A 15,233-nucleotide genomic window follows, 5' to 3' on the forward strand; every position below is an offset into this window, starting at 1 on the left:
AGAGACAATGAATCACTACACACGCTGGCTTGAGCTAAAAGAAGAAAATCCGGGTAAGTACGCGCGCGACCTTGCAGGGCTAATGAACATCAGCGAAGCGGAGCTGACCTTTGCCCGCGTGGGCCACGACGCCTGGCGACTGCACGGTGAAGTCCGCGAGATCCTGGGCGCGCTGGAGGCGGTGGGCGAAACCAAATGTATCTGCCGCAACGACTACGCCGTTCACGAGCAGGTCGGGAACTTCACCAACCAGCACCTGAACGGCCATGCCGGGCTGGTACTGAACCCGCGCGCGCTGGATCTGCGCCTGTTCCTCAATCAGTGGGCAAGCGCGTTTCACATCAGTGAAGCCACCGCCCGCGGCGAGCGGCAAAGCATCCAGTTCTTCGACCATCAGGGCGATGCCCTGCTGAAGGTCTACGCCACGGACAACACCGACCTTTCCGCCTGGGGCGACGTGCTGACCCGTTTTATCTTTGCCGATAATCCACCGCTGGCGTTAAAGGCGCCCGACGCGCCTGCTCACGCGGAAAGTCCGCAAGCCGCCCTCGTGGACAAAGAGTGGCGCGCCATGACCGACGTGCATCAGTTCTTTAGCCTGCTCAAACGTCATAACCTCAGCCGCCAGCAGGCGTTTCGCCTGGTGGGGGACGATCTGGCCTGTCGGGTAGAGAACAGCGCGCTGGCGCAGCTGCTGGAGACGGCGCGTCGGGACGGCAATGAAATCATGGTCTTCGTCGGCAACCGCGGCTGCGTGCAGATTTTCACCGGCGTGGTGGAAAAGCTGGCGCCGATGAAAGGCTGGCTGAACATCTTCAACCCAACCTTTACCATGCACCTGCTTGAAGACGCGATTGCCGAGACGTGGGTCACGCGCAAACCGACCGCGGACGGGCATGTCACCAGCCTGGAGCTGTTTGCCGCCGACGGGACGCAAATCGCCCAGCTGTACGGCCAGCGTACGGAAGGCGAGCCGGAGCAGAGCCAGTGGCGCAGCCAGATTGACGCCTTAACGGCGAAAGGGCTGGCCGCATGAAACGGTGGCTTGCCCTGTTCAGCGCCCTGCCCCTGCTGGCGTTTGCTGCGCCGCAGGAGAAAATCATCACGCTCGGCGGCGACGTCACCGAGATTGTCTACGCCCTCGGCGCGGCTTCTTCCCTCGTGGCCCGCGACAGCACCAGCCAGTGGCCGCAGGCGGCAACCGCACTGCCGGACGTGGGCTATCTGCGCCAGCTCAACGCGGAAGGGATCTTATCCATGCGCCCTACGCTGGTGCTGGCCAGCGCCCAGGCGCAGCCGTCTCTGGCGCTCAAGCAGGTTGAGCAAAGCCACGTCAGGGTCATCGCAATTCCTGCCGGTAACGATCTGAGCGTCATTGACGAAAAGGTACGGATCGTCGCTGAAGCGACGCACCGCGAGGCCGAGGGGGAAGCCTTGCGCAACACGCTGCGTCAGGCGCTGTCGGCACTTCCCGCGTCACCGCTCAATAAGCGGGTGCTGTTTATTCTCAACCACGGCGGGATGACCGCTATGGCTGCCGGACAACAGACCGGCGCGGACGCGGCCATTCGTGCGGCGGGGCTGCAGAACGCGATGCAGGGGTTCACCCGCTATCAGCCGCTGTCTCAGGAAGGCACGATTGCCAGCCGACCCGATCTGGTGGTGATTTCGCAGGACGGCATCAACGCCCTGGGTGGGGAAGCGAATCTGTGGGCGCTGCCCGGCCTGGCGCAAACCCCGGCAGGACGGAACAGGCAGGTGCTGGCGATTGATGACATGGCGCTGCTGGGCTTCAGCGTGCGAACGCCGGAAGCCATCCGGGAGCTGCGTGCCAAAGCGGAGCAACTGCCCTGATGTCCCGGCGAGCCGCCCTGTCATTATGGATGCTGGCCGCGCTGCTGGTCGTCACGACGCTGACGGCCAGCGGCATTGGCGCGCTGCGCCTGCCGGTCAGCCTGCTGTGGAACGGCACCGACGAGGCCCTGCGCCAAATATGGCTAACGATCCGCCTGCCTCGCGTGCTGCTGGCGCTGACGATCGGCGGTTCGCTGGCGCTGGCTGGGTGCGTAATGCAGGGGCTGTTTCGCAACCCGCTGGCGGACCCGGGCCTGCTCGGCATCAGCAGCGGCGCGGCGCTTGCCGTCGCCCTGTGGGTGGTGCTTCCGCTCTCGCTGCCAGCGCTGGTGATGCTGTATGCCCCGATGCTGGCGGCGTTTCTCGGCGCGCTGGCCGCCACCGTCGTGATTTTCCTGCTCAGCCGACAGCGTGACGCTTCCCTGTCGCGCCTGCTGCTGGTAGGGATTGCCATCAACGCCCTGTGCGGCGCCGCCGTCGGCGTGCTGTCATGGCTCAGCAATGATGCCCAGCTTCGCCAGCTTTCCCTCTGGGGAATGGGCAGCCTCGGCCAGGCGCAGTGGTCGACGCTGCTGGCCGTCGCGTCGCTGATGATCCCCACCCTGCTGGCGATCTGGCGTCTGGCAGGGCCCCTCAACCTGCTGCAGCTGGGCGATGAAGAGGCGCACTATCTCGGCGTGGAGGTTGCCGCTGTGCAGCGCATCCTGCTGTTGTGCAGTGCCCTGCTGGTAGCTGCCGCCGTTGCGGTCAGCGGCGTGATCGGTTTTGTCGGCCTGGTGGTGCCGCACCTGGTGCGCATGTGGCTGGGAGCCGACCACCGGGCCACGCTCCCCGGTTCGGTGCTGGCCGGTGCGCTGCTCCTGCTGGTGGCCGATACGCTGGCGCGTAGCCTGGTCGCCCCGGCGGAAATGCCGGTCGGCTTGTTGACCAGCCTTCTCGGCGCGCCGTGGTTCCTGTGGCTTATCTTTCGTCGCGGAGGTGCGCATGACTGAACGCTATTGTGCAGAAAACCTTGTTTTTCGCGCCGGACAACGCACGCTGATTAACGACGTGTCGCTGACCTTATCTCAGGGCGAGCTGGTGGCGCTGATTGGCCCCAACGGCGCCGGGAAATCGACGCTGTTGCGGCTGCTTACCGGCTACCTTAAACCTGCGGGCGGACGGTGCAGCCTGGCGGGCACACCGCTTGCGGCCTGGTCGCCGGACAAGCTCTCCCGCTACCGGGCGGTGATGCGCCAGAACACGCAGCTCGGATTTGACTGGCCGGTTGAGGCGGTCGTCGGTATGGGGCGTGCGCCCTGGACCCGCACACCGGAAGCGTCGGTGATCGAGGCGGTCATGGCCATCACCGGCTGTTTACCGCTGGCGGGCAGGCAGTTTGCCGCGCTCTCCGGCGGCGAGCAGCAGCGCGTTCAGCTCGCCCGCGCGCTGGCTCAGCTCTGGTGCGACGGTGCGCCGCGCGGCTGGCTGTTTCTTGATGAACCCACGTCTGCGCTCGATCTCTATCACCAGCAGCATCTGCTGCGCCTGTTGAAATCCCTGACCAGCCGGGGACATCTGCACGTTTGCGCGGTGCTGCACGACCTCAACCTGGCAGCGCTGTGGGCGGATCGCCTCCTGCTCCTGCACAGCGGCAGGATCGTGTCCCAGGGAGAGCCGGAAACCGTTTTGCAGGCCGATGCGCTGGCGCACTGGTACGGCGCACAGGTTCATGTCGGCAGGCACCCGGCTCACGCCGCGCCACAGGTGTTTCTCGCCCCTTAATCGGGCTGGTAAAAATCCTTCAGCGTTTCCAGCAGGGCATGCGCCGCTTTTGAAAGCTGCGTGTGCCCGGGATGGATCACCCCAATACACTTTTCAATGGGCGGGCTGTCCAGCGGAATACAGACCGCGCCCAGCGACGCCATCTGCGTCTTGCAGAGCGCCGGTACGGCGCTGCCGCCCAGCCCGCTTGCGACCATCCGCCCGACCGTCACCAGCTGATGACTTTCAAGCGCGACGTCCAGCTTTCTGCCGCTTCGCGCCAGCTCCTCTTCCATCATCAGACGCACCGCCGACGGGCGCTGCAGGGTGATGAAATCCAGCGTCAGCAGCGCTTCCCATGTCAGGCGCTTTTTGCCCGCCAGCGGGGAATATTTCGGCACAATGGCAACAAAGCGGTCGAGACCCAGCGGGGTAAACAGCAGGTTGTGTGTGGGCGCGGGCTCAAAGGCGATGCCCATCTCGACCCGACCTTCCCGCACCATCTCAATCACCTGCTCGTTAATCACGTCATGCACGGTGACGTTGATCCCGGCATGGCGATCGCGAAACGCTTTCAGCACCTCGGGCAGGACATTCGCGGCAAACGACGGCATGGCCGCGACCGAGATTTTACCGCGCTGCAGGGTAAAGCACTGGTGCATCGCCTCTTCGACATTATCCCAGTCGGCAAGCAGTTGCCGCGCCATCGGCAAAAACGTCTCGCCCTCCTGCGTCAGCGCGACCTTGCGCGTGCTCCGCTGCAGCAGCGGTCCGCCGAGCGCGTCCTCCAGGGCTTTAATCGTCAGGCTCAGAGCTGGCTGGGAGAGATTCAGCCGTTCGCTGGCGTGGGCGAAATTCAGAGTGTGAGCTACCGCTAAAAACGCGCGTAACTGTTTGACACTCATTCTCATTTTTCATCCTGTTAACTAATTGAAAAAATTTAGTTAACAGGAAATTAATAGAAAAACCAAATGAGTGGGTCACAAATTCAAAATTAACAAATGAGTTGCCGCCCCTAATGATACCGCCACGGTTAAGAGGAGGAATGACGATGGCGGGACTGGATAAGCGCGTCGACAGCTATGCGCAGGCGCTGGATGGGCTGACGGACGGGATGACTTTGCTGGCGGGCGGCTTCGGCCTGTGCGGTATTCCGGAGAACCTGATTGCAGAGGTCAGACGCCGTCAGGTGAAAGATCTGACGGTGGTATCAAACAACTGCGGCGTGGACGGCTTCGGTCTCGGGCTCCTGCTTGAGACGCGGCAGGTTCGTAAGGTAGTGGCTTCTTACGTCGGCGAAAACGCGCTGTTCGAGCAGCAGGTACTGAGCGGTGAACTGGAGATTGAACTCACGCCTCAGGGCACGCTGGCGGAAAAGGTGCGCGCGGGCGGCGCGGGTATTCCGGCATTTTACACGGCCACCGGCTACGGCACCCCCGTGGCTGCAGGCAAAGACGTGCGCCAGTTTGCCGGTAAGCATTACATCCTCGAAGAGGCCATTACGGGGGATTTCGCACTGATCAAGGGCTGGAAAGCGGACTGGTACGGCAACGTCGTCTACCGGCATACCGCGCAAAACTTTAATCCGCTGATGGCAACGGCGGGCCGGATAACGGTCGTCGAGGTGGAAGAGATTGTTGCGCCGGGTGAGCTTCCCCCGTCGGCCATTCATACCCCGGGCATTTACGTCGACAGGCTGATTGTTGGCCAGTTTGAAAAACGCATTGAACAGCGCACGCTGCGCGCGGAAGGAGTGTGACGATGTTAACCCGTGAACAGATGGCCATGCGCGTCGCCCGCGAGCTGCGCGACGGATATTACGTCAACCTGGGGATCGGCATTCCTACCCTGGTGGCGAACTACATTCCGGAAGGAATGGACGTGATGCTTCAGTCGGAAAACGGGCTGCTGGGGATGAGCGCGTTCCCTGACGAGCAGAGCCTCGACGCCGACATGATCAACGCCGGTAAACAGACCGTGACCGCACGGACGGGCGCGGCCATTTTCGACTCGGCCCAGTCGTTTGCCATGATCCGCGGCGGCCATGTTGACCTGACGGTGCTGGGCGCGTTTGAGGTGGACGTCGAAGGCAATATCGCCTCATGGATGATCCCCGGAAAGATGGTCAAGGGGATGGGCGGCGCGATGGATCTCGTCGCCGGGGCGCAGAACATTATCGTGGTGATGACCCACGCATCAAAAAGCGGTGAGTCAAAGCTGCTGTCGCGCTGCACGCTGCCGCTTACGGGCGCGGGCTGCATCCGCCGGGTCTTAACCGACCTCGCGCTGCTCGAAATCGCGGACGGCGCGTTCATCCTGCGGGAATACGCCCCCGGCGTCAGTATCGACGAAATAGCGGCTAAGACGGCCGGAAAAATGATTGTGGCGGACGACGTTCGCGAGATGCGCTTTAGCTGAGGATTCAGAATGAAAGAGGTCATGATTGTCGGGGCAACGCGGACCCCCATTGGCAGTTTTCGCGGATCGCTCGCGCCCCTCTCTGCGGCTGAGCTGGGGGCCGTCGCGGTTCATCGTCTGCTTGAAAACAGCGGTCTTCCTGCTGAGACGATAGATGAGGTGATTTTCGGCCAGGTGCTGACGGCGGGATGCGGACAAAACCCTGCGCGTCAGACGGCCATCGCCGCCGGGTTACCCGTCAGCACGCCAGCGACAACGGTCAACCTGGTGTGCGGCGCGGGATTAAAAGCAGTGCAGCTCGCCGCGCAGGCGATCCGCTGCGGCGACGCTGAGGTAGTGATTGCCGGCGGACAAGAGAGCATGAGCAACGCCCCCTATCTGCTGGACGGCGCGCGTTCAGGGCTGCGTTTTGGCCATACGGGCCTGCAGGACAGCATGATCACGGACGGTCTGTGGGACGCGTTCAACGATTACCACATGGGAATCACCGCTGAAAACGTCGCCCGGCAGTACGGCATTTCCCGCGAGCAGCAGGACGCCTTCGCTGCCCGGTCGCAGCAAAAAGCGGCCTCGGCCGCCGAAGCGGGCCGGTTTGATGCCGAGATAGCCCCGGTGACAGTGAGGCAGGGTAAAAAGCCGCCGCTTATTGTCAGCCGTGACGAGCAGCCCCGGCCAGGCACCACCGCCGAGCAGCTTGCGCAGTTGCGCCCCGCCTTTTTGCAGGAGGAAGGCACGGTCACGGCGGGAAATGCCTCCACGCTCAACGACGGCGCCGCGGCGGTGCTGCTGATGAGCGGCGAAAAGGCGCGGGAGAGCGGTTTGCCGATTCTGGGGCGCATCGTGAGCTATGCCGTAACGGGCGTTGACCCGTCGGTGATGGGCATCGGGCCGGTCAGCGCCTGCCAGACGGCGCTGGCGCGGGCGGGCTGGACGCTCGATGACGTGGACCTCATCGAAGCCAATGAAGCCTTTGCCGCCCAGGCGCTGGCGGTGGGCCAGCAGCTCGGCTGGGATGAACGCAGGGTGAACGTTAACGGCGGCGCGATCGCCCTCGGTCATCCGATTGGTGCCTCAGGCTGCCGCATCCTTGTGACGCTGCTGTACGAAATGCAGCGCCGTGACGTCAAAAAGGGGCTCGTCACCCTGTGCGTAGGCGGCGGGCAAGGCATTGCCCTCACCGTCGAGCGTTAAACATCACGTTGGTACCCGAATAATAATGACAGTGAGGAGTCGTGATGAGTGTATTAATTGCCCTGGCGGCGCTGGCGCTGCTGATGCTGGCGGCCTATCGCGGATATAGCGTGATTTTGTTTGCGCCGATTGCGGCGCTCGGTGCGGTACTGCTGACCGATCCGGGCGCCGTTGGCCCGACGTTTACCGGTCTTTTCATGGAAAAAATGGTGGGCTTCGTCAAGCTCTACTTCCCGGTGTTCCTGCTGGGGGCGGTGTTTGGCAAACTGATTGAGCTTTCCGGCTTCTCGCGCTCCATCGTCGCCGCCGCGATTCAGATCCTCGGTCGTCGCCACGCCATCCCGGTGATTGTCCTGGTGTGTGCGCTGTTAACCTACGGCGGCGTGTCGCTGTTCGTGGTGGCGTTTGCGGTTTACCCGTTCGCCGCGGAACTGTTCCGCCAGAGCGGTATCCCTAAACGGCTGATCCCGGCCACGGTGGCGCTGGGGGCATTCTCGTTTACCATGGATGCCCTGCCCGGCACGCCGCAGATCCAGAACATCATTCCCACCAGCTTCTTTGGTACCAACGCCTTGGCCGCGCCGTGGCTGGGGCTTATCGGCTCTCTGTTCATTATCGTCTTTGGCCTGCTCTGGCTGGAACGCCAGCGGCGTAAGGCGCTCAGCAACAACGAAGGTTACGGCACGGATCTGAAAAATGAACCGGAGACGCCGGACAACATTAACCTTCCGCATCCGCTGATTGCCATCGCCCCGCTGCTGATGGTGGGCATACTGAACCTGCTGTTTACCCGATGGATCCCCGGCTGGTACGGCACGAGCCACGAGCTGACCCTGCCCGGTCTGGCGAAACCGATCGTGACCGAGGTGAGCAAGATCACCGCCATCTGGGCCGTGGAGGCGGCGTTGATCGCCGGTATCGTGCTGGTGCTGATTTTTGGCTTCCGCAACATCCGGGGACGCCTGGCAGAAGGCAGCCGGACGGCGGTGAGCGGTGCCATTCTGGCGGCGATGAATACCGCCTCGGAGTACGGTTTCGGCGCGGTTATCGCCGCCCTTCCCGGTTTTCTGGTGTTATCCCACGCGCTGGCGGCCATTCCGAATCCGCTGCTGAATGAAGCCATCAGCGTGACCGTTCTCGCGGGGATCACCGGCTCGGCGTCCGGCGGGATGAGTATTGCGCTCGCCGCCATGTCCGACACGTTTGTCGCCGCCGCGCACGCCGCCAATATCCCCCTTGAGGTGCTGCACCGCGTGGCGTCAATGGCGAGCGGGGGAATGGATACCCTACCCCATAACGGGGCGGTGATTACCCTGCTGGCTATCACTGGCCTGAGCCATCGCCAGGCCTACGGCGGCATTTTTGCTATCACGATTATTAAAAGTCTGGCAGTGCTTTTTGTCATTGCCGTGTTCTATCTGACCGGCATTGTGTAAGGAGAGAAAGATGAATCTGAACGGTAAAACCGCCCTGGTCACCGGCTCGACCAGCGGCATTGGCCTGGGGATCGCCCGCGTGCTGGCGAAGGCCGGGGCGCAGCTGATCCTCAACGGTTTCGGCGACAGCGAATCAGCAATTGTTGAGATTGCGCAACTGGGCAAAAAGCCGGGCTATCACGATGCAGACCTGCGTGACGTCCTGCAAATAGAAGCCCTGATGCGCTACGCCGAATCGCAGTTTGGCGGCGTGGACATTCTCGTCAACAACGCTGGCATACAGCACGTGGCGCCGGTTGACGCGTTTCCGGTGGAGAAATGGAACGACATTATCGCCATTAACCTCTCGTCGGTGTTTCACACCAGCCGGCTGGCACTCCCTGCCATGCGCGAGAAAAACTGGGGGCGCATCATTAATATCGCCTCCGTTCACGGGCTGGTCGCGTCAAAAGAGAAGTCGGCCTACGTGGCAGCCAAGCACGGCGTGGTGGGCTTTACGAAATCGCTGGCGCTGGAAACCGCGCGCACCGGCATTACCGCCAATACGATCTGTCCCGGCTGGGTGCTGACCCCGCTGGTGCAGCAGCAAATTGACAAACGTATCGCTGACGGCGTACCGCCGGAGCACGCTCGCGAACAGCTTCTGGCAGAGAAACAGCCTTCGGGCGAGTTTGTTACCCCGGAGCAGTTGGGTGAACTGGCGCTGTTTTTGTGCAGCGACAGCGCCGTTAACGTTCGCGGCGCCGCGTGGAATATGGACGGCGGCTGGGTCGCGCAGTGATGTTCAGGCCGGGTAAGGCGAATCCGCCCCCCGGCCAAAACACTAGCTTGAGCAGCTAACCTCCAGCCGCTTGCCCCAGTCAGGCGGGCGGCTGACGTAATCATCATCCCGGTCGGCAAACGGCGTGCGCAACGCCACGTGCAGACGGTGTAACTCGTCGTACTCGCCCTGCTCTGCCTGCTCAATCGCCCGCTGCGCCAGCCAGTTGCGCAACACCATCGCCGGGTTCGTGGCGTTCATCTGCGTCTGACGGGTCGCGTCATCCGCCTGCTCCTGCTGCAGCCGCACGCGGTAGGATGCAAACCAGTCGTCAAACGCCTGCCGGTCAATAAACTCATCGCGCAGCGGCGAGGCGGCGCTGTGCTGCTCCGTCTGCCCCAGCATCCGGAAGGTGCGCGTGTAATCGCTGCCCTCGCGCGCCATCAGGGCAAACAGGCCATTGAGGATGTCGTTATCGCCCTTCTCCTGCGTCACCAGCCCCAGCTTATTGCGCATCAGCGTGCCATATTCCCGCAGTAAGATCTCCTGATAGCTGTCGAGCGCATCATTCAGGGCATCAACGTCGATAAACGGCGACAGGGTTTGCGCAAGCCGCTGCAGGTTCCACAGGCCCACCGCGGGCTGATTGTCAAAACTGTAGCGCCCCTGATAGTCGGAGTGGTTGCAGATATACCCTGGCTGATAATCATCCAGGAAACCAAACGGGCCGTAGTCAAAGGTCAACCCGAGAAGCGACATGTTGTCGGTATTCATGACGCCATGGGCAAAGCCTACCGTTTGCCAGCGGGCAATCAGGGTGGCGGTACGGGCCACCACGTCCCGGAACCAGAGAACGTATTTATCCGCCTCGTCCTGCCAGTGCGCCCAGTGGTGACGAATGGCAAAGTCTGCCAGCTGGCGCACCTTTTCCGGCTCGCGACGATAGTAAAAGTGCTCAAAATGGCCGAAGCGCAGATGGCTTTGCGCGATACGCATCAGCATGGCGCCCTTTTCCACGGTTTCGCGCACAACCGGTGTGTCGCTGGTCACGATCGACAGCGCTCGGGTGGTGGGGATACCCAGGGCATGCATCGCTTCGGAGCCCAGGCACTCGCGGATCGTTGAACGCAGAACCGCACGCCCGTCGCCCATCCGCGAATACGGCGTCAAGCCCGCGCCTTTCAGGTGCCAGTCAACCGTCTCCCCGTTGGGAAGCTGTTGTTCACCGAGCAGGATCCCCCTGCCGTCTCCCAGCTGTCCTGCCCAGACGCCAAACTGATGTCCGCTATAGACCTGGGCCAGGGGTTGCATACCGGCGAGAAGCGTTTCGCCTCCCCAGACGCCAGCGATCTCCGAACGCTGAAATAGCTCAGGCGGAATGGCCAACTCTTCTGCCAGCCGATCGTTATGCCAGATAAGACGTGAATTTTGTAATGGTGTGGGTTTGAGTGCGGTATAAAATCCCGGCAACTCGTCATGCCAGCGAGCAGTAAAAGACAGGGTCATAAGTCCTCCTGCTTTTAGTGTAGAGGGTTTACCCGGACTTAAACACGGGCGAAAGCAAGGGTTATCGCTGCTGAACCAGCGTAGTGACGTGTTCCGCCGAGACGGCAGGCCAGAGTGTTCCCTGCATGGCGCCAAAATTAAAGGACAGCACGCGCTGCAAGAGGCCGTGGTCATCAATGCCTGAGACAATCACAGACTGGCAGTGCGGCGTGATTTGCCAGAGGATGGCGCGCATAAAGGGCTCAAAAGAGAGTTCCGCCGCACGCTGCTGAATGAAGCCTTTATCGAGAATGACCCGTTTAAATAATCCATCGTAGACCGCCTTGAGCGATGCCGCGCCTGCGCCAAAGTTTGCCAGCACCAACGGAAAATGGATCGCCATTCTCGCCAGCTGAAGATCGTCCTTTCCGTTATTTAAACCTGGATAATTCTCATTAACAGTAAACTCAAGAAACGGATAACGCTCAAGAATTGAAACAGCGTTTCCATTACTTAATAAAAATTCAACTATTGCAGGTGTAATATTGATCCATGCAATTAACTGATGCTGAATAAAAAACAGTTTACAGGTATCAAGCAATTGCAATTTTTCGTTAAACAGCGTTAACTCTTCAGCCGCTGAAAGTCGTGGGATAACAAGCTCAGTGGGGATCCGCACATCGCTGCCGACGCCAGTAAAGTTAACCAGAATTTCTAAACCTTTAAGCTCCCCTGCGCTATTACGGGCAGGCAGAAGCAGCAGTTCAGACTGGTAAGCATTATCTAGCGTAATTATCATTGCACTCGCCCCGCATTAAAGATGAGAGAGGACATCCTGGAGCAATTGCCGACACAATTCCACTGTCTTGATTTTAATAAGATTAATTTCATTAGTTCCGTATTAATTTTCAGATTTATCCCTGAATCTAAAATAATCTTATCCTGGTTGCAGAATAATAGCCAGTTTTAGATAAAACAGACACATGCGGGATTCGCTAATTTTAGATAAATTTAACTTTAATCATCTTATTTGAGAAAAAACGGCATGTTTTATTCGTTTCCATGCCGTCATAAGAGAGGTATACGACGAAGACTATATACGTCGTGCCTGCCAGAAATTTTTACGCCAGTAGACATTATCCAGGGAAGAGCGCATCACGCCGCGGCTGGTTGACGCGTGTATGAACTGGTTGTCAGTGTCATAAATGCCCACATGAAGACCGCTTTCCCCCGATCCGGTTTTGAAGAAAACCAGGTCCCCGGGCAGAAGATCGTCTTTATCAATTTCCGTGCCGATTTCTGCCTGTTTGCGCGTTTCGCGCGGCAGCTGTAAATCAAACTTGTCGCGGAAGGTCATCAGAACGAAGCCGGAGCAATCCACACCGCCACGGCTCATACCGCCGTAGCGATAAGGCGTGCCGCGCCAGTTGCTCAGCTGATCGTTGAGGCTGGCGATGACGGTGATCGAATCTGAAAGCCGTGGGTTAGGCGGCGGTGCACGATGGCTACTGCATCCCGCAAGAAAAAGTGCGGCCATCAGGAGAAACCAGAATCGCATTTTCAGACGAATCCTCTGCTTTTTTTGTTCTTTTCGTAATTTAGCGTGCAACTGTACTCACAGGCAAGAAACGCTTACTCCTGCCCGGTCGAAATCAGCATCTTATGGCCCTCGATATCCAGCCTGCGGAACGACATGTTGTACGCGCGGGCAAGATTGGGCGGCGTCAGAACCTGATCCCGCGTGCCGCTGGCGATCATCTTCCCCTTCGCCAGCAGCCACACCCGATGGGCATGTCGCAAGGTGTGGTTGAGGTCATGGCTGCTCATCACCACGCCGATGCCTTTTCGGCTCAGCGCGCTTAGCAGCGTATCCAGGGCCGCCTGCTGCGCCACATCCAGACCGCTCATCGGTTCATCGAGAAGCAGCATCCGACCATGCGGGTTACCGGCCGGGTGGATCTGGACGATGACAGCCGCCAGACGCACCCGCTGCCATTCGCCGCCGGATAGCTGGCTGACATGCCGGGAGAGTTTATCTTCCAGCCCCAGCGCCGCGGCCACGTCCGCCAGCAGCGCCGTACGGTGTTTGTCGTGCAAATGCAGCATCAGATACTGCCAGACCGGCATCGCAAAGGGCGGCACCTGCTGCTGCACGAGATAGCTGCGCCGATGCGCCAGTGAGACCGGCGACCAGTCGGCCAGCGTATGCTCCAGCAACGTTATCTGCCCTTCTCCGGCAGTCATGCCCGCCATCCTTGCCAGCAGCGTGCTCTTTCCGGCGCCGTTTGGCCCGACAAGATGCAGGATTTCTCCCGCATTGACGGTGCCGGTTATCGGCTCCAGACGTCCCTTCTCGGCAACGTCCGTGAGCTGCATTAGCAGCGACATTATTTCGCCAGCGCCAGCTTGATAGATTCCATGACGATCGGATCTTCAGGGGTCATATCCGGTGAAAAACGCTGAACGACCTGGCCGTCGCGACCAATCAGGAATTTTTCGAAGTTCCAGAGTATATCGTCCGGGTAAAGCGGCGCGCGGCCTTTGCTGGCCATGCGTTCATAAAAACCGCTGCCTTCCGGCGCAACGGCTTTCGGTGCGGCAGCGATCAGCTTCGCATACAGCGGATGGCGGCCTTCCCCGTTGACATCGATTTTGCTGAACAGCGGGAACGTCACGCCGTAAGTGGTGCTGCAGAAGGTTTTAATCTCCTCTTCGCTGCCCGGCTCCTGGCCCAGGAACTGGTTGCAGGGGAAGCCCAGTACGGTGAAACCGTCTTTTTCCCAGGCCTTCTGAATGTTTTCCAGCTGCTCGTACTGCGGCGTCAGGCCGCATTTGGATGCCACGTTGACGATCAGCAACACGTTGCCTTTGTAGCCTTCCAGCGTGGTTTTATCGCCATCAATGGTGGTCACTTCAGTATTCAGGATATCTGACTGCATAGCATTTCCTCAGATTGTCGATTTAACGTCCAGCTTTTAATAGTAGCCAGATAAAGACCGGCGCGCCCAGCGTGGCGGTCACCACGCCGATGGGCAGCTCTGCAGCCGTCAGGGCAAGCCGGGCGATGATGTCAGCTACCAGCAGCGTGACGGCCCCGGCAACCGCCGAGGCCGGAAGCAAGGTTCGATGGTCCGTGAGGCCGCACAGACGGAGCATGTGCGGGATCACCAGGCCAATAAATCCAATCGCGCCCGCCAGGGCCACGCTGACGCCGACCAGCCAGCCAATGGCGATCACCAGCGCATTACGCCAGAACCCAATCGGCATGCCCAGCTGGCGGGCTGAGGTTTCACCCAGCGCGAGCATATTCAGCGGCTGCGCCTGCAGGGCAGCCCACACGATGACCGGCACCAGCAGCGCCATCAGCCAGCCCTGCTGCCAGTCGACGCCGCCAAAGCCGCCCATCATCCAGTACATGAGCTGCCGCAGGTCAAAGGAGGTCGAGAAGTAGACCGCCCAGGTCATCAGCGCGCTACAGATGATCCCCAGCGCCACGCCGGCAAGCAGCAGACGGCTGGTCGATAAATGCCGTCTGGCAAAACGAAGCAGGATGAGCGTTATCAGTAATGCGCCAAGGATCGCGCTCAGGCTAATACGCCATGCGGAGAGTTCGCCTCCGCCCAGCATTACCGCCGCAATCAGCCCCACGCCCGCACCGTTGGACACGCCGAGCAGCCCTGGCTCCGCCAGGGGATTCTCAAACAATGCCTGCATTATAGTGCCGCACAGCGCCAGCGCGGCGCCCACCAGCATCACCGCGACGGTACGCGGCAGACGAATTTGCCAGACGAAGAGCTGTCCGTCAGGCCCCCACCAGCTTTCGGGCCCTATCCATCGGTCACCGGCGCAGAGGCTAACGCCTGCGGCAATAATGAGCAGCAGCGCCAGCAAAAGCAGGCGACGCCGATCGGAACGGTGCTGGTGATGGGCATAATCAAGCATGTGTACGGTTTTAGTAGCGTGAGATGTAATTGATTTTACGGCGGGTTTACCAAAGAGCGCAAAGAAAAAAGGCCGCGTGGGCGGCCTTTTTAGTTAGTTCATATTACTCTGCTTTGGGCGTTGCGTTTTCGACACGGCTTTTTAACTTCTGGCCGGGTCTGAAGGTCACCACGCGGCGGGCTGTAATGGGAATATCTTCCCCCGTCTTCGGGTTGCGGCCCGGACGTTGGTTTTTGTCGCGCAAATCAAAATTGCCAAAACCGGAGAGTTTTACCTGCTCACCATTTTCCAGAGCACGACGGATCTCTTCGAAAAACAGCTCTACCAGCTCTTTGGCATCCCGTTTGCTAAGCCCAAGCTTATCAAACAGATATTCTGACATTTCAGCTTTTGTAAGCGCCATA

At 60.1% G+C, this 15,233-nt stretch carries 17 protein-coding genes; 9 read left to right on the forward strand and 8 right to left on the reverse strand.

From position 1 onward, the window contains the following. Window positions 1–7: 7 nt before the first annotated feature. Genes chuS through ACMGGE_RS07480 form a run of 4 tightly spaced genes read left to right on the forward strand, consistent with a single transcriptional unit; the run spans window position 8 to window position 3,618 of the window. Window positions 8–1,036, forward strand: a complete 1,029-nt coding sequence (gene chuS / locus ACMGGE_RS07465; RefSeq protein ID WP_420293595.1) for a hematinate-forming heme oxygenase ChuS — start codon at window positions 8–10, stop codon at window positions 1,034–1,036. Next, the gene (locus tag ACMGGE_RS07470; protein WP_045910276.1) at window positions 1,033–1,854 is read left to right on the forward strand and encodes a heme/hemin ABC transporter substrate-binding protein; all 822 of its coding nucleotides are present in this window, start codon (window positions 1,033–1,035) and stop codon (window positions 1,852–1,854) included. Before chuS ends, ACMGGE_RS07470 begins: the two co-directional genes overlap by 4 nt. Beyond that, window positions 1,854–2,846, forward strand: a complete 993-nt coding sequence (locus ACMGGE_RS07475; protein WP_420293596.1) for a FecCD family ABC transporter permease — start codon at window positions 1,854–1,856, stop codon at window positions 2,844–2,846. The genes ACMGGE_RS07470 and ACMGGE_RS07475 overlap by 1 nt, the downstream gene beginning before the upstream one ends. Further along, window positions 2,839–3,618: a heme ABC transporter ATP-binding protein gene (locus ACMGGE_RS07480; RefSeq protein WP_420293597.1), complete on the forward strand. Its 780-nt coding sequence runs from the start codon at window positions 2,839–2,841 to the stop codon at window positions 3,616–3,618. The genes ACMGGE_RS07475 and ACMGGE_RS07480 overlap by 8 nt, the downstream gene beginning before the upstream one ends. Here ACMGGE_RS07480 and ACMGGE_RS07485 read toward each other — a convergent pair. Beyond that, window positions 3,615–4,508, reverse strand: coding sequence for a LysR family transcriptional regulator (locus ACMGGE_RS07485; RefSeq protein ID WP_420293598.1), 894 nt, complete (start codon window positions 4,506–4,508; stop codon window positions 3,615–3,617). The two genes, ACMGGE_RS07480 and ACMGGE_RS07485, sit on opposite strands and share 4 nt — an antisense overlap. A gap of 140 nt (window positions 4,509–4,648) precedes the next feature. Here ACMGGE_RS07485 and ACMGGE_RS07490 point away from each other — a divergent pair, with 140 nt between their 5' ends. From ACMGGE_RS07490 to ACMGGE_RS07510, 5 genes are read left to right on the forward strand one after another with little or no spacing between them, the layout of a single operon-like run. Then, a complete protein-coding gene (locus ACMGGE_RS07490; RefSeq protein ID WP_045910273.1) occupies window positions 4,649–5,356 on the forward strand; it encodes a CoA transferase subunit A in 708 nt (235 codons plus the stop codon). Window positions 5,357–5,358: 2 nt separating this feature from the next. Next, window positions 5,359–6,015, forward strand: coding sequence for a CoA transferase subunit B (locus tag ACMGGE_RS07495; RefSeq protein ID WP_420293599.1), 657 nt, complete (start codon window positions 5,359–5,361; stop codon window positions 6,013–6,015). Between the two features lie 9 nt (window positions 6,016–6,024). Then, on the forward strand, window positions 6,025–7,206 hold the full coding sequence (locus ACMGGE_RS07500; protein ID WP_223540315.1) for an acetyl-CoA C-acetyltransferase: 1,182 nt from the start codon (window positions 6,025–6,027) through the stop codon (window positions 7,204–7,206). Between the two features lie 41 nt (window positions 7,207–7,247). Continuing rightward, on the forward strand, window positions 7,248–8,642 hold the full coding sequence (locus ACMGGE_RS07505; protein WP_420293600.1) for a GntP family permease: 1,395 nt from the start codon (window positions 7,248–7,250) through the stop codon (window positions 8,640–8,642). A gap of 10 nt (window positions 8,643–8,652) precedes the next feature. Then, the gene (locus ACMGGE_RS07510; protein ID WP_045910269.1) at window positions 8,653–9,423 is read left to right on the forward strand and encodes a 3-hydroxybutyrate dehydrogenase; all 771 of its coding nucleotides are present in this window, start codon (window positions 8,653–8,655) and stop codon (window positions 9,421–9,423) included. 42 nt (window positions 9,424–9,465) lie between these two features. Here ACMGGE_RS07510 and selO read toward each other — a convergent pair whose 3' ends face one another. The 7 genes from selO to ihfA form a co-directional block, all read right to left on the reverse strand. Continuing rightward, complete coding sequence (gene selO, locus ACMGGE_RS07515; protein WP_420293601.1) at window positions 9,466–10,908, reverse strand: protein adenylyltransferase SelO; 1,443 nt, start codon at window positions 10,906–10,908, stop codon at window positions 9,466–9,468. A gap of 61 nt (window positions 10,909–10,969) precedes the next feature. Next, window positions 10,970–11,686: an EAL domain-containing protein gene (locus tag ACMGGE_RS07520; RefSeq protein WP_048027544.1), complete on the reverse strand. Its 717-nt coding sequence runs from the start codon at window positions 11,684–11,686 to the stop codon at window positions 10,970–10,972. Between the two features lie 294 nt (window positions 11,687–11,980). Continuing rightward, entirely contained in the window at window positions 11,981–12,445 is a 465-nt protein-coding gene (locus tag ACMGGE_RS07525; RefSeq protein WP_008500650.1) for an NlpC/P60 family protein, read from the reverse strand. A 74-nt stretch (window positions 12,446–12,519) separates the two neighbouring features. Continuing rightward, a complete protein-coding gene (btuD, locus tag ACMGGE_RS07530) occupies window positions 12,520–13,275 on the reverse strand; it encodes a vitamin B12 ABC transporter ATP-binding protein BtuD (RefSeq protein ID WP_420293602.1) in 756 nt (251 codons plus the stop codon). Then, window positions 13,275–13,826, reverse strand: a complete 552-nt coding sequence (locus tag ACMGGE_RS07535; RefSeq protein ID WP_048027541.1) for a glutathione peroxidase — start codon at window positions 13,824–13,826, stop codon at window positions 13,275–13,277. The genes btuD and ACMGGE_RS07535 overlap by 1 nt, the downstream gene beginning before the upstream one ends. Before the next feature lie 22 nt (window positions 13,827–13,848). Beyond that, window positions 13,849–14,829 carry a vitamin B12 ABC transporter permease BtuC gene (gene btuC / locus ACMGGE_RS07540; RefSeq protein ID WP_420293603.1) on the reverse strand — a complete coding sequence of 327 codons (981 nt, stop codon included), beginning with the start codon at window positions 14,827–14,829 and terminating at the stop codon, window positions 13,849–13,851. A gap of 103 nt (window positions 14,830–14,932) precedes the next feature. After that, window positions 14,933–15,232, reverse strand: a complete 300-nt coding sequence (ihfA, locus tag ACMGGE_RS07545) for an integration host factor subunit alpha (RefSeq protein ID WP_003857805.1) — start codon at window positions 15,230–15,232, stop codon at window positions 14,933–14,935. Window position 15,233: the final 1 nt, after the last annotated feature.

Origin of the sequence: Enterobacter sp. BNK-22 (assembly GCF_048684805.1) — a bacterium.
In the GTDB taxonomy this organism is placed as follows: domain Bacteria; phylum Pseudomonadota; class Gammaproteobacteria; order Enterobacterales; family Enterobacteriaceae; genus Enterobacter; species Enterobacter quasiroggenkampii.